Origin of the sequence: Allorhizobium paknamense (assembly GCF_030815125.1) — a bacterium.
Lineage (GTDB): Bacteria > Pseudomonadota > Alphaproteobacteria > Rhizobiales > Rhizobiaceae > Allorhizobium > Allorhizobium paknamense.
In genome coordinates this window covers 161,810-184,490 of sequence record NZ_JAUSWH010000003.1, presented here as the reverse complement: position 1 = coordinate 184,490, position 22,681 = coordinate 161,810, and the positions used below count along the sequence as shown (strand labels likewise).

The following is a 22,681-nucleotide window of genomic DNA, read 5'->3' as shown; positions in this document are numbered from 1 at the left end:
CTTTGTGCGTTTGATAAAACGCACGGCGCTGTAAGGCTTCGATCTCTGTCTGGGTAAAAACATGGATTCCGGCACGGCTGAGGCGCGCCGCCGTCACCCCGAAGCCGGGATGGCGCGTGCCGGAAAAGAAACCGTCATAGAGAAAGCCCGCCCCACAGGAGGGGCTGCCATCGATCAAGAGTGCAAACCGGCAGCTTTGTAACCGGGCTTCCCGGAAGGCGAGGTCTGCTCCGGCTATAAATTCTGCCGTGACATCCCGTCCCGTCTTTTCCAGCACCCGGGCGCGACCGTCCAGAACATCATCTCCGGTTTTTCCGCCCTCGATCTCCGCAGGCGGACGCGGGGTCGGCAAACCGCCCGCTTCCTCGGGGCAGAAGGCAACAAGCCTGCCCTCTTCCCGCCAGCGATCCATCAGCGCATGGTCCAGGGCTTTGCCCTTCCCGTCATAGCGAACCGGCAAGCCGAGAAGACAGGCGCTGACGAGGATCTTGTCCCTTCGCCGCGCCCGCCTTTGTTCAACCACTGATCTTGGAGAAATCCGCGACCGTGCCGGTGGCTTCGCGGATGGCCTTCAACAGGGCCAGACGATTGGCGCGGATGGCCGCATCCTCGTCATTGACCAGCACATCCTCAAAGAACCTGTCGACCGGCGCCCGCAGGGTGGAAAGGGCCTGCATGGCGGAGCGGAAATCCTCCCGTGCCACGGCCTCGGCTGCCGCCTTGGTGGCTTCGGTGATCGCCGCATAAAGCGCCTTTTCCGCATCGAGCTTCAACAGCGCATCAGACACACCATCGGCCACCACCGTGCCCTTCTTTTCCTCCGCCGCCAGAAGCTGCGTGGCGCGCTTGGTGCCAGCCAGCAGGTTCTTGCCATCCTCGGAGGTGATGAAGGCGGTGAGCGCTTCAGCGCGGCGGGCCACCATCAGCAGATCGTCGGCCTCCGGTGTCAGGACCGAGTCTATAATGTCGTGGCGGGCACCCTGATCGCGGAGATAGACCTTGAGGCGGTCGTGGAAGAAGGAGAGCAGATCAGCATCCTTTGCCACGGTGGACAGAGGCAAGCGAATGCCCTTCTCCAGCAAAATCCGCACCACGCCCAGCGCCGCGCGGCGCAGCGCAAACGGGTCCTTCGACCCCGTCGGCTTTTCGTCAATCGCCCAGAAGCCGATGAGCGTATCGAGCTTGTCGGCCAGCGCCACGGTGATGGCCACCTTGTCTTTCGGCAGGCGGTCGGAGGGGCCTTGCGGCCTGTAATGGTCCTCTAATGCAGCGGCGACGCTTTCCGGTTCACCTTGCAGCAGGGCGTATTTGCGGCCCATCACGCCTTGCAGTTCCGGGAATTCGCCCACGGCTTCGGTGCGCAAATCGGCCTTGGCGAGAACCACGGCACGGTCCACCAGTTTTTCATCTGCGCCGACGATGGGGGCCAGCGCCTTGGCCAGAGCCCGGATGCGCAAGACGCGCTCGCCCTGGGTGCCGAGCTTGGCGTGGAAGGTCACGTTCAGCGCGTCGAGCTTGGCCATGCGCTGGTCGAGCGGCTTTTTCAGGTCGAGGCCGAATTTGTCGGCAGAGGCTTGCAGCGTTTCGAGGTCCGGCAGGTTGCCCTGGTCGCGCTTCCAGAAATGCAGCGCATCCGAAAGCCGCGCCCGCACCACCTTGCCATTGCCGTGGATGATTTCCCTGCCGCCATCATGGGCGGCGATGTTGGAAATCAGAATGAAATGATTGGAGAGCTTGTCCGTTTCGCCGACCGGACGGGTGACGAAGCATTTCTGGTTGGTCTTGATGGTGAGGCGAATGATTTCCGCCGGAATGGAGAGGTAATCCGCCTCGAACGTGCCAAGCAGCACTTGCGGATATTCCACCAGGCCGGAGACCTCTTCCAGCAGGCCCTCGTCTTCCACCAGTTCCAGCCCGCTGGCAAAGGCCACATCGCGGGCGTCGTGCAGGATGATGTCCTTGCGGCGCTCGGCGTCGAGAACCACCTTGGCCTTTTCGAGGCTCGCGGCATAATCGTCGAAACGCTTGACGGTGATGGCCTCAGGCGCATGGAAGCGGTGGCCATAGGTAACGTTGCCCGCCACGATGCCATCCACCTTGAAGGGGATGACCGCCACTTCATCATGCTCGGATCCGAAGGTGCAGACGATGGATTGCAGCGGGCGCACCCAGCGCAGGCTTTCCGAACCACGGCCTTCAATGCCGCCATAGACGGCGCCCTTCGGGCTTGAAGCAGCCCCCGAGCGCATGGATTTAGGCCAAGGGAAGCTTCGAATGATGCCGGGCATGACATCGGTGATGATCTCTTCCGCCGAACGGCCCGGCTTTTCGACCAAGGCCACGTAGAAATCGCCCTTTTTCGGATCGGTCTTCACCACGGCCTGATCGATAGAGGCAAGCCCCGCGCCGCGCAAAAAGCCGTCAATGGCCGCCTGCGGCGCGCTCACGCTGGGTCCCTTCTTCTCTTCCTTCACATCGGCCGAACGGGCGGTCAGGCCACGAATGTCCAGCGTCAGACGGCGCGGCGTCCAGTATTCCTTCGCGCCCTCATAGGTCAGGCCAGCCTCGACCAGCGCATCGGTCACGAGCTTTTTCAGATCACCCGCCGCCTTGCGCTGCATGCGGGCGGGGATTTCCTCGGAGCGGAGTTCGAGCAGAAGATCAGGCATATCAGGCTTCCTTGCCTCATCAGAGGCCAGAGTTTTACGGCTGGCCCCTGCTAGCAAAAAGAAGGGCCGTCTTACAATGGTTAACTTGCCGGGAAAGCCCGATCAGGGTTTTTCGAAGGTCACGCCCAAGCTTGCCAGCGCATCCCAATAATCCGGATAGGTCTTGGCGACGCAGCCGGGGTCGAGAATGGTAATGCCGGAGATTTTCAGGCCTGCCAGGGCAAAGCTCATGGCGATGCGGTGATCGGCGAAGGTGTCGATCCTGGCTGGCAGAACCTGTCCGGCAAGCGCCGGATCGGCGGCGACGATCAGGTCATCGCCCTCTTCCGTGGCAAGACCGGGACGAATGGCGTTGAGCCCGGTGGAGAGCGCGCGGATACGGTCGCATTCCTTCACCCGCAGATTGGCGATGCCGACGAAGCGCACCGGCGTTTCATTGAAGGCGGCAAGGACCGCGATGGTGGGAATGGCATCCTGCATCTGCGACCCGTCGATGACGGCGGGCATATGGGGAAAGGCCGAGATGACAGCATGGGCCTTGGCATCCGGCTGGGTGAAGGCCTCGGCGGGGGTGCCGATATCGATCTTGCCACCGGTCAGGACTTCCGCGCCCCAGAGATAGGTGGCAGCCGACGCATCGGGCTCGACATGGAAATCGGCGGCCCGGTAGCCCGTGGGCTGCACGCGCCAGATCGAGGCGCTTACCTCCTCGACGCTTGCGCCGAAGGCGCGCATCGCAGCCAGCGTCAGATCGATATAGCCGCGCGCACCGATCTCCGCACCCTTGAGTTCGATTTCAAAAGGCTGGCGGGTGAGCGGAGCCGCCATCAGCAGCGCCGAGACATATTGGCTGGAAAGCCCGGCATCGATCACCACCCGGTCTTTTGAAAACCCGCCCTTGGCATCGATGGCAACGGGCGGGCAGCCGCTGGGGGCGGCAATGGCGACACCCAGCGATTGCAGCGCTTCCACCAGCGGCAGGATGGGGCGCTTGCGCATATGCTGGTCGCCATCCACTGTGAAGCGGCCCTTCTGCAGTGCCACGGCTGCCGTCAGGAACCGTGTCGCGGTGCCTGCATTGCCGAGGAAAAGCGGCTCCGCCGGCTCCTGCCAGGCGCCGGAACTGGTGACGACGAAGGTGGTGGCGTCCGGCTCGTCCACCGTCACGCCCATGGCGCGCAGCGCCTCCGCCATATAGCGCGTGTCATCGCTTTTCAGCGCGCCGGTCAGGCGGCTGGTGCCCCGGGCAAGGCCCGCCAGCAACAGCGCCCGGTTGGTAATGGATTTCGAGCCGGGCGGGCTGACATGGCCGGTCAGCGGCTGGGTGACGGGAAGAAGGGTCAGCGTGTCGAGGCTCATGCGGCAATCCGGCGGTTCGGCGGTGAATACTGGGAATTTGGGTAGCGTGGACCGCCCGCCGTTGCAATCTTGAAAACAGGGATCGTGCAAATATGCCGTCAGATCGTCGGCGGCTCAAATCGCGGCGGCAGTTCCTGCCGGTCCGGCAGCCGTCCCCGCGCCAGCCGGGTTTCCTGCGCCTCGCTCATCCGGTGCAAAAGGGCATCGAGCGCCACCAGCCAGAGCAGCACCACCACGCTGTTGCCTGCTGCCAGATGCAGCACATGCAGCATGATCTCCGGCAGGCCCTGCGCCACGCCCGCCAGCGCCGACATATAGCGGCCACTGAGGATGGCGGCGATGTAAAGTCCGTGGGCAACGAGGATCAGCAGCACCATATCGCGGCTTTGGTTCTGTGGCTCCGCCTCTCCCAGCAGCAAGGGGTCTACCCGCGTGGCGCGGACGATGTCCATCAGCGCCACCGGCGGCACGAAGAAATGCACGATGGGCACGAACCAGCTGGCCGCTGTCACCCAGGGGCCGAAGCGCGGCTTGCGCTCGGGATTGGCCGCCAGGGCAAAACGGCCTGCAAACCAGACCCAGACGACGGTAATGACGAAACATAGGAAGCGGGCCACCTGCAACACACCGTCGAGCTGGCTGCCCCAGAACTGCACCAGCCGCACCATCTGCATATTGACCTGGGCAAAACCCGGCAGGCCATTGCGCATCAGCACATATTGCGCCCAGGCGCCGTAGAGATAGATCAGCACCGCGATGACATGCAGAATGCCGCAGAGGAGTGCTGCCGCCAGCCAGACGCGGCGCGTCCAGATGAGCCGCGTCAGGAGGGTTTCCAGCGTCATGGGCGACCCTCCGCGCGGTGATCAGGCAGCCTTGCCGAAATTGACACCACCGGCATCGGTGAGCAGGAAGGCCTCGCCGCAGGCCTTGGCGAGCGTGCGCACCCTCAGGATATAGCTCTGCCGTTCGGTGACGGAAATCACGCCGCGTGCATCGAGAAGATTGAAGACGTGGGACGCCTTGATGCACTGGTCATAAGCCGGAAACACGCATTTATGCAGACGTTGATTGTCGCTATCACCCGGCGCACCGGCAGCAAGCAGCGCCTGGCATTCCTTCTCGGCATCGATGAAATGCCGGTGCAGCATTTCGGTATTGGCGAATTCGAAATTGTGCCGGGAATATTCCTGCTCGGCCTGAAGGAAAACATCGCCGTAGGAGATCTTTTCCTCGCCTTCCCGGCCATTGAAGTTCAGGTCATAGACATTGTCCACGCCCTGCACATACATGGCCAGCCGCTCCAGACCATAGGTCAGTTCGCCCGCCACCGGCGAGCATTCGATGCCGCAGACCTGCTGGAAATAGGTGAACTGGCTGACTTCCATGCCATCGCACCAGCATTCCCAGCCCAGGCCCCAGGCGCCCAGCGTCGGGCTTTCCCAATCGTCTTCCACGAAGCGGATGTCATGCAACAGCGGATCGAGGCCGATGGCCTTCAGCGAGCCCAGGTAAAGCTCCTGCAAGTTGGAAGGATTCGGCTTCAGAATCACCTGATACTGGTAATAATGCTGGAGACGGTTGGGGTTTTCGCCATAGCGGCCATCCGAGGGGCGGCGCGACGGCTGGACATAGGCGGCCCGCCACGGCTTCGGCCCTAGCGCGCGCAGCGTCGTTGCCGGGTGGAAGGTGCCCGCGCCCACTTCCATGTCATAGGGCTGGAGCACCGCGCAGCCCTTGTCGGCCCAGTAGTTATGGAGCGTCAGGATCAGGGCCTGGAAGGAGCGCTTGGGGTCCATATGCGGGGCGAGAGAAGAAGTCATGGTCAATACCGCCTGTCAAATCTGGGCCTGACCTGCCACGACAGCGCGGGCGGGTCAAGACGGACCCCTACTCATCCTCACGGGGAACGCGATATTCGCCGGTCCGGGGGTCCTTGATCAGCGTGGTGATGGCCCCGGTCTGGCGTTCCTTTTCCTGGCGCTTGCTGCGGCGCACGACCTTCTCGGCATCCGCCGTGAAGCGGCGGACATACCAATAGATCAGCAGGATGACAAAGGCGAAGAAGAGAATGCGAAACATGGGATCGGGGCCGTCATAAACCGTAACGCGCCCACAATGCCCTTTCTTCGAGGGTTTCCGCAAGGCTGGAAGCGGCAGCCGTGCCGATTGCCTGCGATGCGCCGAGTGCTGCATCCACACCGTGCGCCTTTCTGCCGAACAGGCCACGGCTGCCCGAGACCAGTTGCAGCCTGGCCTCCTTGCCGTAGCGGGCCTTGATCTCCTCGCGCAGACTGCCGAGCTTGTCGACGAGCCCAAGCTCGAAACCCTTGCGGCCCGTCCAGAACAGGCCGGAGAAAAGATCAGGGTGATCGGCCAGCCGAATGCCGCGCCGCGCCTTGACCATGTCGATGAAGACCTCGTGAATATCGGCCTGCAAGGTCTTCAGATAGGCGATATCGCTTTCCTTTTCCGGCTGGAAGGGATCGAGAATCACCTTGTTCTCGCCGGAGGTGTAGACGCGCCGCTCGACGCCGACTTTCTTCAGCAGTTCCGGAAAGCCGAAGCCGCCGGAAACGACACCGATGGAGCCGACGATGGAGGTGGGATCGGCAATGATCTCATCCCCGGCAATGGCGATCATATAGCCGCCGGAGGCCGCCACATCCTCCACGAAGACCAAAACCGTCTTGTTCTTTTCCTCCGCCAGACTGCGGATGCGCTGGTAGATCATCCGCGATTGCACCGGCGAGCCGCCCGGAGAATTGATCGACAGCGCCACGGCGGGGCTGTTTTTCAGCGAAAACGCCTTTTCCAGCTGGCCGGCAATACTGGCAAGGTTGAGCGCCGGGCGAAAGCGGCTGCCGCCGCTCATGATCGGCCCATGCAGGCGCACCACGGGAATGACCAGTTCCTGCTTGCGAAACCGTTTCGGCAAAAACCGCTTCCAACCGCCTGCCATGATCCCTGAAGCCTCCAGAGCCCGTTCCTGTTGATCCTCCGTGATGTAAGAGAGGACGCGGGAAACGCAATGGGCGCGCCCTGAAAATCAGCGGGACCTGCGTGAGGCGAGGCGGTAATAAGCCTGCCTGCCATTGTTCAAATCATCCACGAGGGGCAGGAAGGCATGGCCTTCCGCGCCATGCATGAAAAGCGGGCTGCGAAACTGTGGCCGGGCGCGAGAGCCCTTGATGGCGGTGAGCAGCAGGCGGATGGCGCTTTCGCCCTCGCGCGGATGGATCAGCGTGATTTCCACCCCGCCGAAGCGCTGGCCGCAGGCGGCCATGATCTCCATCAGCGATTCGGGCCGGGCAATCAGCGACAATTGCCCGCCGGGCTTCATGATGGCGCCTGCGGTGCGGATCCAGGCTTCGAACAGGCCCTTCTGCAAGGCATGCGCCTCGGCCTTCAAGGCATCGGGCGTCAGGCGGTCACGGCCGTCATTGAAGGGCGGGTTCATGATGACGTGGTCGAACACGTCTTCCATCAGGCCCGCCGCGCGCCGGGCCTGACCCGTCAGCGTCACATCGGCGGCAATCAGATGCAGGCGGGGGGCAAGGGCGGCATTCTCCGGCAGCGCCAGCGTCCGGCGGGCATAATCCAGCATATCGGGCGAGCGCTCCACCAGCGTGACCTCGGCGGCCTCCAGCCGGGCGGCGACCGCCAGACCGGCAGCACCTGCACCAGCGCCGAGATCGGCCACCCGCACCGGGTGCTCCGCCGCCACCAGCGATGCCAGCAGCATGGCATCCATGCCGGAACGGTGCCCCCTGCCCTTCGGCTGCAACAGGAAGAAACGCCCGCGATGAAAGGCATCGATGGTTTCGGCCTGCACCCTGCTGCTCCTGTGCTCTGCGGTGATGGGCCTCCATACAGGAGCGCCCGTCAAAGTGCAAAGCCCGGCATGATCAGGCGGCTGCAGGTTTGCGCTTCAGCACCATGCGCCCAAGCTTCTGCCCCGGCACTTCGATGAAGCGATAGCCGAGGAAAGCAAGGCCGTAGACCACCGGGATCGTGACGAGCAGCGACAGCGCAAAGCGCACCGGATTGCTGAAATTCCCATGGGTGATGAGAAAGGCGATAACCGGCTGCATGATGAGAAGATGGATGAGATAGGCGCCGAAGGACAATTCGCCCAACAGGTGGAAGAAGCGATTGCCCAGCAGATCGCCGAGGCGCGTGAGCGGCGCGGCAAGCCGCCCCGGCAGATGCCGGGCATGCACCAGCGCAAAGAAGCCGGTGACGATCAAAAGCCGCACCCCTTCATGCAGGCGGCCCATTTCGCCGCCGATGGGAATGAGCACCAGCAGCAGCGCTGCCGCCAGCGCCAGCCACGCCTTTCGCTTTTCCCAGAAGAGGGCCGCCGCCATCAACATGCCTGCGGCAAAGACGTGCAGCTTGAGCGGCAGAAAGGCAGGCATGGGAAAATGCACCCCCGCCCGGTCCGCCAGAATGGCCAGAGCGACACCGCCCGCCACCACCCCGGCGAGCCCCCGCGCCCAGCCGAAAAAGCCGACCAGCAGCATGATGAAGGGAAGCGCGGCATAAAACTGCATTTCCAGACCGATAGACCAATCCGGCAGCGGCGTGCGATAGGCGAAATTCGGATGCAGGCCATAGAGGAAGCTCATATGCGCCAGATGATTGGTGACACTGCCATCGAGATAGCGCGAGGCCGCTTGCGGATGCACACCATTGAAGGCATCGATCACCATCCGCGCTTCATAGATCACCGGCCCAAGCGCCAGCGCCACGAAGAGCAGCACATAATAAAGCGGGGCGATGCGAAAGAAGCGCCGCAGCCAGAAGCTTGCCCAGGTCGCCGGGCTTTCCCAGGGCTCGCGATCCCGGCGGAGCTGATAGTGAAACACCATCAGAAAGCCGGAGAGCAGGATGAAGAGATCGACCCCGAGATCGGGGCTGGCAAGGATCGGCACGCGGAAGCCCGTCAGCAGATGCGCATGACCGACAAGAACCCAGAGTGCGGCCAGTCCGCGCAATCCATCGAGGCAGGCAATTCGCATATGACTGCTCTTGTCCGAGCGGTTTTCCTGCATGACGCCCCCTTTTCGCCGCGACGGCCACCCACCGTCGTGCGTCGCAAACAAAACATCATGACGCAATTGCACGCAAACTAAGGCAGTATTTCGGCACTGCACAACGGCGATTGCAGCGCATGATCCCAAGGCTCGAAGATGCTAGCGCATCCTCGCCTTGAAGGGATTTCGAATATCTCAAATGCATCAGGGGCTTGAGATATTCGAAAAGGGAATGCGAACTGCCATTTTCAATGACCGTTCGCATGAGACTTCCCGCGCCGGAGGTTGAAAGGGAACACGGATCGCAACGCCATGTTATCCTATCAATTCTGCTCGACACGGCATTTCCGCTCTTGCCGCAGGGCGAGCGGGTTTTTATGCTCTTTCGCAAAGCGATTTATGGGTTTAATGCACGTGGCGCCGGAACCGGCCGAATGGGCAGGTTTAAGCCACACAGGCCGCGGCCTTCCAGGTCGTGGGCCGCTCGACATGAACAGGAGTCCAGTGCTTTGGGCGCAGTCGTACCGCTAGGTGAAAAGAAGAACAAACAGGCCTCGGTGAAGCCGCTGGTGGACCTGACGAAGGACATGATGGAGCGGGTCAACCAGTTGATTCTCTCCAAGGCCGGCTCCGATGTCGCAATGATTCCGGAAGTGGCCAATCACCTGATCTCCTCCGGCGGCAAGCGGCTCAGGCCGATGCTGACGCTCGCCTCCGCCGCCATGTTCGGCTATGAGGGCGATGGTCATATCAAGCTGGCGACCAGTGTGGAATTCATGCACACGGCCACCCTTCTGCATGACGATGTGGTGGATGAAAGCGATCTGAGGCGCGGCAAATCTACCGCCCGCATGATCTGGGGCAACCAGGCCAGCGTGCTTGTGGGCGATTTTCTGCTGGGCCAGGCCTTCAAGATGATGGTCGAGGTCGGCTCGCTCGACGCGCTCGACGTTTTGGCCACTGCCGCCTCCGTCATTGCCGAGGGCGAGGTGTTGCAGCTTTCCGTGGCCAAGAACATGGAAACCACCGAGGACGATTATCAATCGGTCATCCGCGCCAAGACGGCGGCGCTGTTTGCCGCCGCCGCCGAAGTCGGCCCCATCGTCGCGGGTGCCGATCGTGGCGCGCGCAATGCGCTGAAGTCCTACGGCATGAATCTCGGCCTTGCCTTCCAGCTGGTGGATGACGCTCTGGATTATGGCGGCAAGGCCGCCGAGCTTGGCAAGAATACCGGTGACGATTTCCGCGAAGGCAAGATCACGCTGCCCGTCATTCTCGCCTACCGGCGCGGCACGGAGGCCGAGCGCGGCTTCTGGCGCGAGGCGATTGAAAACGGCCAGAACGACGATGCCAATCTGGAACGCGCCATGGGCCTCATCACCCGCTATAACGGCCTTGCCGATACGGTGGCACGCGCCGTGCATTATGGCGATGTCGCCCGCGATGCGCTCGCCCCCCTGCCCGACAGTGCTTGGAAACAGGCGCTCATGGATGTGATTGACTTCTGCATCGAGCGCGTGAGCTGACATTTTACGCCTGAACAAAAGCAATGGCGTGCGCAAAAAAGCCACGCTGTTGCCTCAAGCAGATCGGAATGTCACCCGAAGGGCAAAAGCAATTTTCCGTGCGGATGGGCATTCTGCCAAGGCTCAAAGATGCTGGCGCATCCCCGCCTTGAAAAGATTTCGAATATCTCAACTGCATCAAGGGCTTGAGATATTCGAAAAGGGAATACGAAGAGTTCTTTTCAAGAACACTTCGTATTTCACACAGACTTGGTGCGTTTCGATGATTCCGCGCGGGAGGGAAACGCGCTAGGTTGAGATTCTACAGTTGCCTGTTGCGCTGGATGCGCACGGCTCTGTCTTGGATGTTGAGGCAAATCGTTCAGGGTCAGCGCTCCGGCTGGCTATCTCGTTGAAAGGCATGTTCATGCGGCAGATCTTTGCCAGACGTTTTCTCTCCGGTTCGGCGCTTCTCGTCGTGACCTGTCTGGGTGTGGGCGGCATGATCGCTGGCCCTCTGACGGCCCGGGCCGAAACGACGGCGCAACCGGCGGCGGAAGGCTTCTCGCTGAAGGATGTCGACAGTTTCTCCGGCGCTTATCTTGCCGCCCGCACCGCCAATGCCGATCGTGATTTTCCGCTGGCCGTCGAGCTTTACGGCAAGGCGCTGGGCTTTGCGCCGCACGATACCGAATTGCAGGAAAGCCTGATGCTTTCGCATTTCATGGCGGGCAATTTTGCCGAGGGCGTCAAGCTGGCGCGCGAACTGCGCAAGGATGCCGCCGTGGAGCGCATCACCGTCCTGGCCCGTGGCCTGGAGGCCATTCGCACCAAGGATTACAAGGAAGCCGAAAAGATCCTGGCCTATAAAGGGCCGAACGATCTCGACCGGCTGACCAACGCCCTGCTGGTGGCCTGGGCCCGCATGGGGTCTGGCCGTGGCAAGGAAGCGCTGGCGCAGATCGATGCGCTGAAGGGTCCCGGCTGGTACGGCATTTTCAAGAACTACAATGCCGGCGTGATGGCGGCCGCCATGGGCGATACGGCCAAGGCCCGCAGCTATCTTTCCAGCGTCATCACCGACCGTGAAGGCGGTGCGACTGCGCCCGACACCTTCCTGCGCTCCGTCATGGCGCTGGCAACGCTGGAGGCGAAGGCCGGCAACAAGCAGAAGGCGCTGGATGCGCTGGCCGCTGGCGACGAAATGATCAGCAATTACGCGCCGTTCAAGGCCTTGCAGGAGAAGATCGAAAAGGGCGAAACACCGCCGCAGGCCATTACCACGGCTCAGCAGGGCGCCGCCTCCGTGCTGTTTTCCATTGGCGGCGCGCTGAACCGCCAGGGCGCGCAGGATACGGTGGCGCTCTACCTGCAGCTTTCGCGCGCGCTCGATCCCACGAGCGCCGACATGCTGATCATGCTGGGCGGCATTGCCGAAGCCAACAAGCAGACCGAGCAGGCCATCTCCTATTATCAGCAGGTGGCGCAGGATTCGCCGATGCGGCGCATTTCCGAACTGCAACTTGGCCTGGCGCTGGCCGAAACCGGCAAGACCGCCGAATCCCGGGAGCATCTGAAGGGGCTGATCGCCTCCGACCCTTCCGATATCCGCAGCTATCTCGCCTATGGCAGCGTGCTGTCCGACGCCAAGGACTACGCCGAGATGGCGGATAATTACGACAAGGCCGTCGCGGTGATCGGCCCGACGCCCGCAAAGAGCAACTGGTCAGTCTTCTTCCAGCGCGGCATTGCCTATGAGCGGCTGAAGAAGTGGGATCAGGCGGAGCCGAATTTCCGCAAGGCGCTGGAGCTTAACCCCGACCAGCCGCAGGTGCTGAACTATCTTGGCTATTCCTGGGTAGACATGAACCGCAATCTCCAGGAAGGCCTGGAGATGATCAAGAAGGCCGTGGAGCTGAAGCCGGATGACGGCTATATCGTCGATTCGCTCGGCTGGGCCTATTTCCGCCTTGGCCGTTTCGACGATGCGGTCAATGAGCTGGAACGCGCCGTGCAGCTGAAAGCGGGCGATGCCACCATCAACGACCATCTGGGTGACGCTTATTGGCGCGTGGGCCGTCAGTTGGAAGCCATCTATCAGTGGCGTCAGGCGCTGGCCTTCAAGCCGGAGGCCGATCAGGAACCGAAAATCCGCGAGAAGCTGGAAAACGGCCTGCCGGAACTGCCGCCCGGCCCCGGTGCTGCCGATGCCGTGAAGCCGACGCCGCCGGCCAGCACCGAGCCTCCGGCAGCCGATCCGGAAAAGAAGACCTGATCGTTTGTTCTCGACGCTGATGAAGCGTTTGGAAGAAAAGGCTCCAGCCAAGGTAAACCTCGCCCTGCATGTCACGGGAAGGCAGGATGATGGCTATCATCTGCTGGATTCGCTGGTGGGTTTCAGCAGCAAGGGGGACCGGCTGATCTTCGAACCGGCGGCAGTGGATGGCTTCACCATCTCCGGCCGGTTTGCCCCATTGTTGCTGGAGGAATCAGGCGGCGAAAATCTGGTGCTGAGGGCGCGGGATGCGCTTCGCCGCATGAGCGAGGCGCTTGGCCATGCCGCACCGCCGGTGGCCATTCATCTGGAAAAGAACCTGCCGCTGGCCTCCGGCATCGGCGGCGGCTCCGCTGATGCTGCTGCTACGCTCCACGGGCTGCAACGCCTCTGGCAATCGTCCCTTTCGCCTGAGAGGTTGATGGAAATCGGCCTGACGCTCGGAGCTGACGTGCCCATGTGCCTTGCGGGAAAGCCGCTACAGGCGCAGGGAATTGGCGAACACATCACACCGGTTGCGGATTTTCCGTCCTTCGGCCTCGTGCTGGGCAATCCGCTGAAACCGGTTTCGACACCAGCCATCTTCAAGAGACTTGAAAGCCGCCACAATCCGCCGATTGGCCACCTGCCGCGCCTGGGGGCGGATCAACGGACATGGATCGCCTTTCTGCAGACGCTGCGCAATGATCTGGAACCGGCGGCCCGCCTGCTCTGCCCCGAAATCGCCGATCTGGCCGCGCTGATGGCCGGAACCGGGGCGCTCATCACCCGCATGTCAGGCTCCGGCGCCACCTGCTTCAGCCTCTACGCCACGGAGGATGAGGCTGAAAAAGCCTGCGCCGCCCTTCTCTCTGCAAGGCCGGACTGGTATTTTTCCGCTTCAACCCTCATGGGATCAGGAGACTGACATGACCGGACTGGATAACGACAAGCCCTTCATCCCGCTGGGCATCGCCGTGCTCACTGTCTCCGACAGCCGCACGCTGGCCGATGACAAATCCGGCACGACGCTGGCCGAGCGCATCGAAAAGGCCGGCCATCGGCTGGTGGACCGCGCCATCGTGCCGGATGATCGCGACCGGATTGCCAATCAGGTCCGGGCCTGGACCCAAGCACAGGATATCGATGTGGTCATCACCACGGGCGGCACGGGCTTTACCGGCCGCGACGTCACGCCGGAGGCGATCGAACCCCTGTTCGACAAGCGGATGGATGGCTTTTCCGCCGTGTTCCACCGCATTTCCTATGAGAAGATCGGCACCTCGACCATCCAGTCGCGCGCGACGGCCGGGCTCATTAACGCCACTTTCGTTTTCGTGCTGCCGGGCTCACCCGGAGCCTGCAAGGATGCCTGGGACGGTATCCTGGGCCAGCAACTGGACTATCGCCACCGGCCCTGCAATTTCGTGGAGATCATCCCGCGTCTGGAAGAGCATTTGCAGCGCGGCAAGGGGTGAGACATTCACACCGCCGTTCCCATTCGGGAACCCTTCAAAGCCCGGGCGGGCACCAATTCGCTGGACAGCGCCTTGCTGGAAAGCCCGCTGACCAGATCGGCACTGCGCATTCCGGTACGCGCCAAGCTTAAAGCCTGCTGTTTTGGCAGCAGAAACCCGTGTTCCAGCGGCGGGCAGCGGCGGCCAAGACGCCGAAACAGCGAGGGGCGATGCGCCCGCGACGGGGAAAATCGTGCAGGCGCGGTATTCAGCGCCACATATTCGGCGATTTCCTCGATCCAGCCGGAATTGGGCCGCGCGCCTGGCTCCACCAGCAGCAGCCACTCGCCACGCGCGGCGGTAATGATATCCTTCAGCTCCCAGCGAGCATAAAACCGGCAGCCTGCCGCGTCAGCCAATCGCGGCGTACCGTCCCGTGAGCCGTTATCCAGAATCACGACATCGGAAATCACCCCTTCGACAGCGCCTGAAACCAGCGCCATCAGGGTGTGCGCAAGCTCGCTTTCCTGATCTTGGCATTCGATAATAACGGTCAGCATGGCTTTTCTTAACCCATCGCAAAACGCTTTGCCATATGTCCGCACTCGTACAAAACCGAAAAGCGGCATTTGGCATTTGCCCGCACGCACTCCGGTTTTTGTTCTTGCAATGTTCTCTTTTTGGGCGTAAGACTGAAGACACGAATGGACGACTGAAGCATGTCGCGCAAAAGTGTGCAGCGGTTTTGCGATAACGACATGCGTTAAAAAAAGAACGTAAAGCACGTTGCATGAGGCTGATAAGCCGCAACGGGCTTTAGAGCATAATCCGACCGGAGTGAAACGAGGATCGACAAGATTATGCTTCAAAAAGAAAACGTTAGAGCGCCGATCTGATTCAATCAGATCGAAAAGCGCTCTAAGTCCTAAGGAGCCCACAATGACACTCTTGTCTGATGTGCGGCAGGCTGCCTTTCAGCCTGCCCATACGCCGGATATTGCCGATGCTCTGGTGGCAGCCTCCGGCCTGCGCGTGGATGGCGAGCGGCGGCGCGGTCGAGGCGCGGGTCTCAATCCGTCCGGACGGTTAGAAAGCCAGGAACGCGTGGCCTTTGACGACGGCTGGCAGGGGCTTGCCGATCTGCCGGTGTTCAAGACCGAGGTACAGGTGGAGCGCCCGCGCAGCGTCATCACCCGCAACGATTCGCCGGATGTGCCCTTCGACCGCTCCATCAATCCCTATCGCGGCTGCGAGCATGGCTGCATCTATTGCTTTGCCCGGCCCACCCACAGCTTCATGGGGCTTTCGGCGGGGCTGGATTTCGAGGCGAAGCTCTTTGCCAAGCCGGATGCCGCTCGCCTGCTGGAACGCGAACTGTCCAAGCCCGGTTACAAGCCGCGCACGATTGCCATTGGCACCAATACCGATCCCTATCAGCCGATCGAGCGGGAATGGCGCATCATGCGGCAGCTTCTGGAAGTGCTGCGCGAGGCCAATCACCCGGTCTCCATCGTTACCAAATCGGCGCTGGTGCTGCGGGATCTCGATATTCTCGCTGGCATGGCCGAAAAGGGTCTGGCCCGCGTCGGCATCTCGGTGACGACGCTGGACCGCAAGCTTGCCCGCAGCATGGAACCGCGCGCCTCCACCCCGACACGGCGGCTGGAAGCGGTCAAGGGCTTGAGCGAGGCAGGGGTGCCGGTGGGGGTACTGGTCTCGCCGATCATCCCGGCGCTGAACGATCACGAGATCGAGCGGATCCTCGACGCGGCCAAGACCGCCGGCGCGCGGGAAGCGAGCTACGTGCTGCTGCGTCTGCCGCTGGAAGTCAGCCCGCTCTTCCGCGACTGGCTGCTGCAGCATTATCCGGAACGCTACCGCCATGTAATGTCGCTCATTCGCTCCATGCGCGACGGCAAGGATTACGACGCGGAGTTCGGCAAGCGCATGAAGGGGGCAGGCCCCTATGCCTGGCAGATCAGCCGCCGTTTCGAAATGGCGACCCGGCGCCTTGGCCTGGGACGGCGCAGCATGCAATTGCGCGACGATCTCTTCACGCCACCCAATGGCAGTGGGGTGCAATTGTCGCTTTTGTAATGCATCGCACGAAAGCCGGAAGCCCTTGGGTCAAGAAAAACCAGTCACGCTGCCCCGTTTGACCGAACGGAGCGAGGAACGTTTTATTGTTTCGCAGCACCTTTGATTTCGAAACGTGTGTCCGCCGCAAAGCATACGTTTCGCGAGAGCGGCGGCAATCCCCGATATCCGCCGCCGCTCTCCCCCTTTTTCCTTGGGCTGCTGAGGCCTTCCTTCCATCAGATTGTTCTTCCCGCGCGCATCATACCCGAAAACCGGAACCACTTTTCGGGATGCGCTTTGCCTGACGCGCATCTTATCCGAAAACCGGAACCACTTTTCGGGATGCGCTGTGTTTGCCGGCGCGGCGCGCTCCCCTGCCAGCCGCACCGGCGTCGCCGGTCCTGTTGTCGCTGCCATCGCGGGCGGGCGGCAGCATGGGCCGGCGATCATGCCTTCCAATACTCGGCAACCGGCCCGGTCAGCAAAGTTCTTGCGAGGTGCGTTCGGCTATGCCACCAGTTCCGGCATGGTAAAACGTTCCACGCCCCGCTCCTCCTCCGCCAGAGCTCCATCGCTTTTCGATGCGCTCCCTCCCGTTCCTGATTTTTCGCTGGAAGAACGCAGCCGATTACAGGGGCACTGGCCGATCGCAGGAACCGACGAGGCGGGGCGCGGGCCGCTGGCAGGGCCGGTTGTCGCTGCTGCGGTCATCCTCGACCCGGACAACATCCCAGCGGGCCTGAACGATTCGAAAAAACTCAGCCACGGTCGGCGAGAAGCGCTCTTCGAAGAGATCCTGGGCACCGCGACGGTCTCCATCGCCTCCTCCGGCCCCGCCCATATTGACCGCCGGGATATTCGCAAGGCCAGCCTCGACGCCATGCGCCGCGCCGTCGAAGGGCTGACACTGTTACCCGCCCATGTGCTCTGCGATGGTCGCGATGTGCCGGAGGGTCTGCCTTGCGGTGGCAGCGCGGTCATCAAGGGCGATGCCCGCTCCCTCTCCATCGCCGCTGCCTCGATTGTCGCCAAGGTGATGCGTGACCGGATGATGGCGCGCTCCGCCGCTCTCTTCCCCGCCTACGGCTTTGACCTGCACGCGGGATACGGCACGGAAGCCCACAGAAAGGCCATCGAGGCCCACGGCCCTTGCCCGCTGCATCGCATGTCCTTCCGCCCGCTCAAGCGGGACGAGAGTTGATCCCGGAGCGTTTCATTGTGTCGCGGAGCCACTTATACGAAGAGTCATTGAAAATGGCAGTTCGTATTCCCTTTTCGAATATCTCAAACCCCTGATGCATTTGAGATATTCGAAATCTCTTCAAGGCGAGGATGCGTTAGCATCTTCGAGCCTTGGTATTACAGCGCCCTGCGCCGTATAGGACGCACAAAGGTTCGCTGTAACGTTTTACATCTGCTGCATGCCCGGCCCCTGCCCAAAGAAAAACCCGGCCACATGGACCGGGTTGTCATCATCAGCGCTGAGGCCGTTTTCAGTTCAGGCGGCTCTTGACCTGGCCGATGGAGTCCTTGAACAGGCTTGCCTGCACATCGCCACCCGTCTGCTTGGCCAGCAGGGTTTCCGCAGCGGCAACAGCCAGATCGACGGCGGCGGAACGGACGGCCTTGATGGCGTCGTCTTCGGCCTGCTTGATCTTCTGCTCCGAGATCGCATTGCGACGGGCGACGAATTCCTCGGTCTTCTGGCGGGCTTCCTCGGTCAGCGCAGCGGCTTCCCGCTCGGCAGCGGCGAGAATGGCCTTGGCCTCTTCCTCGGCCTCGCGGCGCTTCTGCTGATATTCTGCCAGAAGCTGCTGGGCTTCCTCCCGCAGTTGCTTGGCTTCATCAAGCTCTGCCTGAATGCCGGTGGCGCGCTCGTCCAGGGCCTTGGCCATCATGCCCGGCACCTTGAGATAGGCGATCAGGGCGAAGAACAGCAGCAGGCCGACAAAAGCGTAGAAAGTTGCATCAAACTGCATCGTCTCAGGCTCCCTTACCAGCGGCGACAGCAGCCTTGGCGTCATCATCGCTGATGCGCTTGCCGGTCAGCTGTTCAACGATCGGGCCGACCGTTTCAGCGGCAATTCCATCCACCTCGGCAAAGGCGCGTGCCTTGATCTCGGCAATGCGGGCTTCGGCGCTGGCGATCTTGCTGGCCAGTTCCGCCTCGATGGCCGCGCGGTCAGCATCGGCCTTGGCCTTGGCTGCATCGCGGGCTGCATTGGCGATCTGGGCGCCCTTGGCGCGGGCGGCGCTCAATTCTTTTTCATAGGTTTCGACGGCAGCGTCTGCCTCGGCCTTCATGCGCGTGGCCTCCTGGAGGTCGCGGGCGATGCGGTCGTGACGCTGGTCGAGAATGGCGCCGATGCGCGGCACCAGCACCTTCTGCATGAGCATGTAGAAGAGGCCGAACGTGATGACCAGCCACAAGACCTGCGAGGCGAAGTGGGTATGGTCGAAGGGCGGGAATACGCCACCGCCATGGCCGCCCTCATGGGCAACGCCGGTCTCGGTATGGGTCTCAGCCGCCGCCGGAACATCCTCGGCATAGGCAGGAGTCACAAACATGCTCACCTCCAGGTGTATTCGCAAAAACACGGGATCACGGCTGCGCTTTCAGCAAGCCGTGATCCCGATCTCCAGCCGAAAATCAGACGGCGAACAGGAGAAGGAGAGCGATGAGCAGCGAGAAGATGCCCAGAGCTTCCGTAACGGCGAAGCCGAAAACCAGACGGCCGAACTGGCTGTCGGCAGCAGAGGGGTTGCGCAGAGCGCCGGTGAGGTAGTCACCGAAAATACGGCCGAGAGCCAGCGACGTACCAGCCATGCCGAGGCATGCGAGACCCGCGCCGATAAACTTTGCTGCTTCCGCTTCCATGTGGATACTCCTTCGAAATGGTTGTTGCGGCTAGTGAGGACACCCGGTCGCCCCGGGGCCAGCGACTGTTTTCTCAGTGACCCCCGTGCACGGCGTCATTCAGGTACATGCAGGTGAGTACCGCGAAGACATAGGCCTGCAGGAAGGCGACGAGAAATTCGAGGCCGGTCATGGCGACCGTCATCAAGAGGGGAAGGATTGCGCCACCGACGCCGAGCGCACCCAGCGCGCTCATCGAGGCGACGAAGCCCGCGAAAACCTTCAACGTGATGTGACCGGCCAACATGTTTGCGAAAAGACGCACGGACAGGCTGATCGGACGCGACAGGAAGGAAATGATTTCAATTGCGGAGACCAGCGGCAAGAGCGCCTTCGGCACGCCAGCCGGCGCAAAGATGCCGAGGAAATGCAGGCCGTGCTTGTAGAAGCCGTAGACCAGCACCGTGCCGATGACGAAGACCGCCAGCGCGAAGGTCACGATGATCTGGCTCGTCACCGTGAAGAAATAGGGCATCATGCCGAGCAGATTGGCCGTCAGCACGAACATGAACAGCGAAAACACCATCGGGAAGAAGGTCATGCCATGACCGCCGGTGCCCTCGCGCAGCATGGACGCCACGAATTCATAGGCCATCTCGGCGACCGACTGGGCGCGACCCGGCACCACGGCGCGGCGCGACGTGGCGAAATAGAGAAAGCCTGCCGCAGCGGCAACCGTGGCCGTCATGAACAGCGAAGCGTTGGTGAAGGACAGATCCACACCACCAATTTCGATCGGAATTATCTTCTGGATCAGGAACTGATGAGTCGGATCGTTTGACACCTGATGCTCTCTCTCGCTTTGCCGCCTTGGCGGCCACCCTCATTATCCATTACGGCAGAGCCGTAATCATTTCCGTTTTTCGTTCGGATCGCGATCCGCGGGATGCGGTGAAGCCACCTTTCCCACGGCACGCAATACGTTCAAAACTCCGGCACAGAAGCCGAGGAGCAGCAGAATGATCAGCCCCCATGGCGACGTCCCGGCAAAACGGTCGATCAGATACCCGAGCAACGCGCCGACAATGACGGCGGACAGAAATTCGCTTGAAAGCTTCATGGCCTCGCCAAAGCCTTTGCGGCTGGCGGAGGCCTGCTCGCCCCTCTTCGCGTCTTCCCCTGCCTGCAGATCCATCCGGGCCAGTTTATCCCCAAGCCGGCTGCGGCGACGTTCCAGGTCCTTCTCGTGCTCGTCCATGATGCCCCTCCTCCGTCCGAAACCGCCGGCCCCTCAGCAAAGGTCCGATGCGGTTATGCAAACGGCCTGGAAAACACCCGTCCGGCCCGTTTTGAAGTCGGGCGCACCATAATTTTGCCGCCTCATATAGTCAAGCGCAACCGGACGATTGCTCACCACAAATTAACTTTTTAGAATCAAACCCTTAACGGTCAAAATCGGTTTAAGTGCTGAAAGCTGCGCCAATTTCGCGCGCCGGGCAGGCGGGAATCTCCGGGAGAATCCCGGAAATCCCGTCTTTCAGGCCGTCAGATGATGACGTGGCTTCCCAGTTCCACAACGCGGTTTGCCGGCAGACGGAAATAGTCCGACGGATCGGCGGCGGAGTTGGCGAGCGCGATGAACAGCCTGTCCTGCCAGTTGGGCATGCCGGCCTTGGCATCGGGCACCAGCTTGCGGCGGCCCAGATAGAAGGAGGTGGACATGATGTCGAATTTCAGCCCGCCCTTCCTGAGTTTCGCCAGCGCCTGCGAGACGTTCTGCTGCTCCATGTAGCCGAAGCGGATCTCCACCCGCGAAAAGCGTTCCGACAAGCTTTCGGCCACAAAACGCTCGGCCTCGCTGGCGCGCGGGCGGTTCACCGTCTTGATGGTCAGGATGATGTTCTTTTCATGCAGAACATGATTGTGCTTGAGATTGTGCAACAGCGCCGCCGGTGCGGTTTCCGGGTCGCTGGTCAGGAAGATCGCCGTCCCGGGCACAGAGACCGGCGCATGATCGCTCTTGCGCTCGATCGAGGGAATGAAGGAGGACAGCGGAATATCGGCATGGCGGGTCTTGGCGAAGAGGATCGCCGTGCCGCGCCGCCACGTCCACATCACGATGGTGAAGCCTGCGGCAAACAGCACCGGAATATAGCCGCCATCGTGGATTTTCAAAAGGTTTGCGCCCAGGAACACCATTTCCAGCGCCAGAAGCGGCGTCAGCAGCAGCAGCGCCAGCAGCACCGACCATTTCCACTTCACCCGCACGAATTCGAAGGCCATGATGGTGGTGACCACCATGGCGCCGGTGACCGAGATACCGTAGGCGGTTGCCAGCGCATCCGAGCTTTCGAACAGCAGCACAAGGCCGAGAACGCCGATGAGCAGCAGCGTGTTGACCGACGGCAGGTAGATCTGGCCGGTATGGGTTTCCGAGGTGAAGAGGATTTCCATACGCGGCAGGAAGCCGAGATGGATGGCCTGACGCACCATGGAAAAGGCGCCGGTGATCACCGCCTGGCTGGCGATGACGGTGGCGGCGGTGGCGAGAATCACCACCGGCAGGATCGCCCAGCTCGGGAACATCAGGTAGAACGGATCGGACGCAAATTGCGGATCCTTCAGCACCAGCGCCCCCTGCCCCAGATAGTTCAGCACCAGCGCCGGAAAGACCAGCACGAACCAGGCCCACTGGATGGGGCGGCGGCCGAAATGGCCAAGATCGGCATAGAGCGCCTCGGCCCCCGTCACCGTCAGGAATACCGAGCCCAGCACCACGAAGCCGAGGAATTTTTCCTGAAACAGGAAGGTCACGGCGTGGATGGGGTTGAAGGCGCGGAAGATCGCCGGATCGTCGAAGATATGGGAAATGCCGCCCGCCGCCATCACGATGAACCAGACGGCGGTGATCGGGCCGAAGAAATTCGCCACCGTCTCCGTGCCGCGCGACTGCACGACGAAGAGCGCAATCAGGATGACCACGGAAATCGGCACGATGAAGCCGCCCGCATGCGGGGCGACGAGCTTGAGACCTTCCACCGCCGAGAGAACCGAGAGCGCGGGCGTGATCATCGCATCGCCGAGGAAAAGTGCCGCACCCACAAGGCCTAGCACCATCAGCACCACCGTATGCTTGCCCGCCGATTTGGAAAGCAGCGCCAGGAGCGACAGCGTGCCGCCTTCGCCGTCATTGTCGGCGCGCAGCAGGAACAGCACATATTTCAGGGTGACGATGATCGTCAGCGTCCAGACGATCAGCGAGGTCAGCCCGATGACTTCGAAACGGGTGATGCCATCATGGGAAATCGGCTTCAGCGCTTCGCGAAAGGCGTAAAGCGGGCTGGTGCCGATATCGCCATAAACGACGCCGACGGAGCCGAGCGCCAAGAGCAGGAAGCTGCGCAGGTCCTTTTTGGCTTCGGGCGTATGGGAGGTTTCCTGGGACATCGATCGATACAGGCT

Annotated in this window: 21 protein-coding genes and 1 pseudogene; 6 read left to right on the top strand and 16 right to left on the bottom strand. The window is 61.8% G+C overall.

Annotated elements, in window-relative coordinates:
• Positions 1 to 31: 31 nt before the first annotated feature.
• The 9 genes and pseudogenes from QO005_RS06720 to QO005_RS06680 all read right to left on the bottom strand — a co-directional run.
• Positions 32 to 523, bottom strand: a pseudogene (locus QO005_RS06720) (2-thiouracil desulfurase family protein); the annotation flags it as partial.
• Complete coding sequence (gene glyS, locus QO005_RS06715) at positions 516 to 2,669, bottom strand: glycine--tRNA ligase subunit beta (protein WP_307157224.1); 2,154 nt, start codon at positions 2,667 to 2,669, stop codon at positions 516 to 518. The pseudogene QO005_RS06720 and the gene glyS, both read right to left, overlap by 8 nt.
• A gap of 102 nt (positions 2,670 to 2,771) precedes the next feature.
• Complete coding sequence (gene aroA / locus QO005_RS06710; RefSeq protein ID WP_307157223.1) at positions 2,772 to 4,028, bottom strand: 3-phosphoshikimate 1-carboxyvinyltransferase; 1,257 nt, start codon at positions 4,026 to 4,028, stop codon at positions 2,772 to 2,774.
• A 98-nt stretch (positions 4,029 to 4,126) separates the two neighbouring features.
• A complete protein-coding gene (locus QO005_RS06705) occupies positions 4,127 to 4,873 on the bottom strand; it encodes a DUF4328 domain-containing protein (protein WP_307157222.1) in 747 nt (248 codons plus the stop codon).
• 21 nt (positions 4,874 to 4,894) lie between these two features.
• On the bottom strand, positions 4,895 to 5,827 hold the full coding sequence (locus QO005_RS06700) for a glycine--tRNA ligase subunit alpha (protein ID WP_370878016.1): 933 nt from the start codon (positions 5,825 to 5,827) through the stop codon (positions 4,895 to 4,897).
• Positions 5,828 to 5,918: 91 nt separating this feature from the next.
• Positions 5,919 to 6,110 (bottom strand): hypothetical protein, encoded by a 192-nt coding sequence (locus tag QO005_RS06695; protein ID WP_307157220.1) that lies wholly within the window; start codon positions 6,108 to 6,110, stop codon positions 5,919 to 5,921.
• Positions 6,111 to 6,123: 13 nt separating this feature from the next.
• The gene (locus tag QO005_RS06690) at positions 6,124 to 6,990 is read right to left on the bottom strand and encodes a S49 family peptidase (RefSeq protein ID WP_307157219.1); all 867 of its coding nucleotides are present in this window, start codon (positions 6,988 to 6,990) and stop codon (positions 6,124 to 6,126) included.
• An 87-nt stretch (positions 6,991 to 7,077) separates the two neighbouring features.
• On the bottom strand, positions 7,078 to 7,863 hold the full coding sequence (locus tag QO005_RS06685; RefSeq protein ID WP_307157218.1) for a tRNA1(Val) (adenine(37)-N6)-methyltransferase: 786 nt from the start codon (positions 7,861 to 7,863) through the stop codon (positions 7,078 to 7,080).
• A gap of 73 nt (positions 7,864 to 7,936) precedes the next feature.
• Entirely contained in the window at positions 7,937 to 9,085 is a 1,149-nt protein-coding gene (locus QO005_RS06680; protein ID WP_307157217.1) for an acyltransferase family protein, read from the bottom strand.
• Positions 9,086 to 9,576: 491 nt separating this feature from the next.
• Between QO005_RS06680 and QO005_RS06675 the strand changes: the two genes are divergently transcribed.
• From QO005_RS06675 to moaB, 4 genes are all read left to right on the top strand, one after another.
• On the top strand, positions 9,577 to 10,593 hold the full coding sequence (locus tag QO005_RS06675) for a polyprenyl synthetase family protein (protein WP_307157216.1): 1,017 nt from the start codon (positions 9,577 to 9,579) through the stop codon (positions 10,591 to 10,593).
• A 406-nt stretch (positions 10,594 to 10,999) separates the two neighbouring features.
• Complete coding sequence (locus QO005_RS06670; RefSeq protein WP_307157215.1) at positions 11,000 to 12,847, top strand: tetratricopeptide repeat protein; 1,848 nt, start codon at positions 11,000 to 11,002, stop codon at positions 12,845 to 12,847.
• Positions 12,848 to 12,866: 19 nt separating this feature from the next.
• Positions 12,867 to 13,754 (top strand): 4-(cytidine 5'-diphospho)-2-C-methyl-D-erythritol kinase, encoded by an 888-nt coding sequence (locus QO005_RS06665; protein WP_307157214.1) that lies wholly within the window; start codon positions 12,867 to 12,869, stop codon positions 13,752 to 13,754.
• A gap of 1 nt (position 13,755) precedes the next feature.
• Entirely contained in the window at positions 13,756 to 14,304 is a 549-nt protein-coding gene (moaB, locus tag QO005_RS06660; RefSeq protein ID WP_307157213.1) for a molybdenum cofactor biosynthesis protein B, read from the top strand.
• 5 nt (positions 14,305 to 14,309) lie between these two features.
• On the opposite strand, the gene QO005_RS06655 is transcribed toward moaB, so the two are convergent.
• Positions 14,310 to 14,843 (bottom strand): glycosyltransferase family protein, encoded by a 534-nt coding sequence (locus QO005_RS06655; protein ID WP_307157212.1) that lies wholly within the window; start codon positions 14,841 to 14,843, stop codon positions 14,310 to 14,312.
• Between the two features lie 379 nt (positions 14,844 to 15,222).
• Here QO005_RS06655 and QO005_RS06650 point away from each other — a divergent pair, with 379 nt between their 5' ends.
• Entirely contained in the window at positions 15,223 to 16,380 is a 1,158-nt protein-coding gene (locus tag QO005_RS06650) for a PA0069 family radical SAM protein (RefSeq protein ID WP_307157211.1), read from the top strand.
• Positions 16,381 to 16,888: 508 nt separating this feature from the next.
• On the top strand, positions 16,889 to 17,563 hold the full coding sequence (gene rnhB / locus QO005_RS06645) for a ribonuclease HII (protein WP_307157409.1): 675 nt from the start codon (positions 16,889 to 16,891) through the stop codon (positions 17,561 to 17,563).
• 292 nt (positions 17,564 to 17,855) lie between these two features.
• Here the strand turns inward: rnhB and QO005_RS06640 are convergent, their stop codons facing one another.
• From QO005_RS06640 to QO005_RS06615, 6 genes are all read right to left on the bottom strand, one after another.
• Positions 17,856 to 18,341, bottom strand: coding sequence for a F0F1 ATP synthase subunit B (locus tag QO005_RS06640; protein WP_307157210.1), 486 nt, complete (start codon positions 18,339 to 18,341; stop codon positions 17,856 to 17,858).
• A gap of 4 nt (positions 18,342 to 18,345) precedes the next feature.
• The gene (locus QO005_RS06635; RefSeq protein ID WP_307157209.1) at positions 18,346 to 18,930 is read right to left on the bottom strand and encodes a F0F1 ATP synthase subunit B; all 585 of its coding nucleotides are present in this window, start codon (positions 18,928 to 18,930) and stop codon (positions 18,346 to 18,348) included.
• A gap of 82 nt (positions 18,931 to 19,012) precedes the next feature.
• Entirely contained in the window at positions 19,013 to 19,240 is a 228-nt protein-coding gene (locus QO005_RS06630; protein WP_027487216.1) for a F0F1 ATP synthase subunit C, read from the bottom strand.
• Between the two features lie 73 nt (positions 19,241 to 19,313).
• Positions 19,314 to 20,063, bottom strand: coding sequence for a F0F1 ATP synthase subunit A (locus QO005_RS06625; protein WP_307157208.1), 750 nt, complete (start codon positions 20,061 to 20,063; stop codon positions 19,314 to 19,316).
• A 66-nt stretch (positions 20,064 to 20,129) separates the two neighbouring features.
• Positions 20,130 to 20,480: an AtpZ/AtpI family protein gene (locus QO005_RS06620; protein WP_307157408.1), complete on the bottom strand. Its 351-nt coding sequence runs from the start codon at positions 20,478 to 20,480 to the stop codon at positions 20,130 to 20,132.
• 284 nt (positions 20,481 to 20,764) lie between these two features.
• Complete coding sequence (locus QO005_RS06615) at positions 20,765 to 22,666, bottom strand: potassium transporter Kup (protein ID WP_307157207.1); 1,902 nt, start codon at positions 22,664 to 22,666, stop codon at positions 20,765 to 20,767.
• Between the last annotated feature and the right edge of the window lie 15 nt (positions 22,667 to 22,681).

Bases quoted from the DNA above. Each gene is read 5' to 3' on its own strand.
- glyS (WP_307157224.1), bottom strand. From the start codon at position 2,669: ATGCCTGATCTTCTGCTCGAACTCCGCTCCGAGGAAATCCCCGCCCGC.
- aroA (WP_307157223.1), bottom strand. From the start codon at position 4,028: ATGAGCCTCGACACGCTGACCCTTCTTCCCGTCACCCAGCCGCTGACC.
- QO005_RS06705 (WP_307157222.1), bottom strand. From the start codon at position 4,873: ATGACGCTGGAAACCCTCCTGACGCGGCTCATCTGGACGCGCCGCGTC.
- QO005_RS06700 (WP_370878016.1), bottom strand. From the start codon at position 5,827: ATGGACCCCAAGCGCTCCTTCCAGGCCCTGATCCTGACGCTCCATAAC.
- QO005_RS06695 (WP_307157220.1), bottom strand. From the start codon at position 6,110: ATGTTTCGCATTCTCTTCTTCGCCTTTGTCATCCTGCTGATCTATTGG.
- QO005_RS06690 (WP_307157219.1), bottom strand. From the start codon at position 6,990: ATGGCAGGCGGTTGGAAGCGGTTTTTGCCGAAACGGTTTCGCAAGCAG.
- QO005_RS06680 (WP_307157217.1), bottom strand. From the start codon at position 9,085: ATGCAGGAAAACCGCTCGGACAAGAGCAGTCATATGCGAATTGCCTGC.
- QO005_RS06670 (WP_307157215.1), top strand. From the start codon at position 11,000: ATGCGGCAGATCTTTGCCAGACGTTTTCTCTCCGGTTCGGCGCTTCTC.
- QO005_RS06665 (WP_307157214.1), top strand. From the start codon at position 12,867: ATGAAGCGTTTGGAAGAAAAGGCTCCAGCCAAGGTAAACCTCGCCCTG.
- moaB (WP_307157213.1), top strand. From the start codon at position 13,756: ATGACCGGACTGGATAACGACAAGCCCTTCATCCCGCTGGGCATCGCC.
- QO005_RS06655 (WP_307157212.1), bottom strand. From the start codon at position 14,843: ATGCTGACCGTTATTATCGAATGCCAAGATCAGGAAAGCGAGCTTGCG.
- QO005_RS06650 (WP_307157211.1), top strand. From the start codon at position 15,223: ATGACACTCTTGTCTGATGTGCGGCAGGCTGCCTTTCAGCCTGCCCAT.
- rnhB (WP_307157409.1), top strand. From the start codon at position 16,889: ATGGTAAAACGTTCCACGCCCCGCTCCTCCTCCGCCAGAGCTCCATCG.
- QO005_RS06640 (WP_307157210.1), bottom strand. From the start codon at position 18,341: ATGCAGTTTGATGCAACTTTCTACGCTTTTGTCGGCCTGCTGCTGTTC.
- QO005_RS06635 (WP_307157209.1), bottom strand. From the start codon at position 18,930: ATGTTTGTGACTCCTGCCTATGCCGAGGATGTTCCGGCGGCGGCTGAG.
- QO005_RS06630 (WP_027487216.1), bottom strand. From the start codon at position 19,240: ATGGAAGCGGAAGCAGCAAAGTTTATCGGCGCGGGTCTCGCATGCCTC.
- QO005_RS06615 (WP_307157207.1), bottom strand. From the start codon at position 22,666: ATGTCCCAGGAAACCTCCCATACGCCCGAAGCCAAAAAGGACCTGCGC.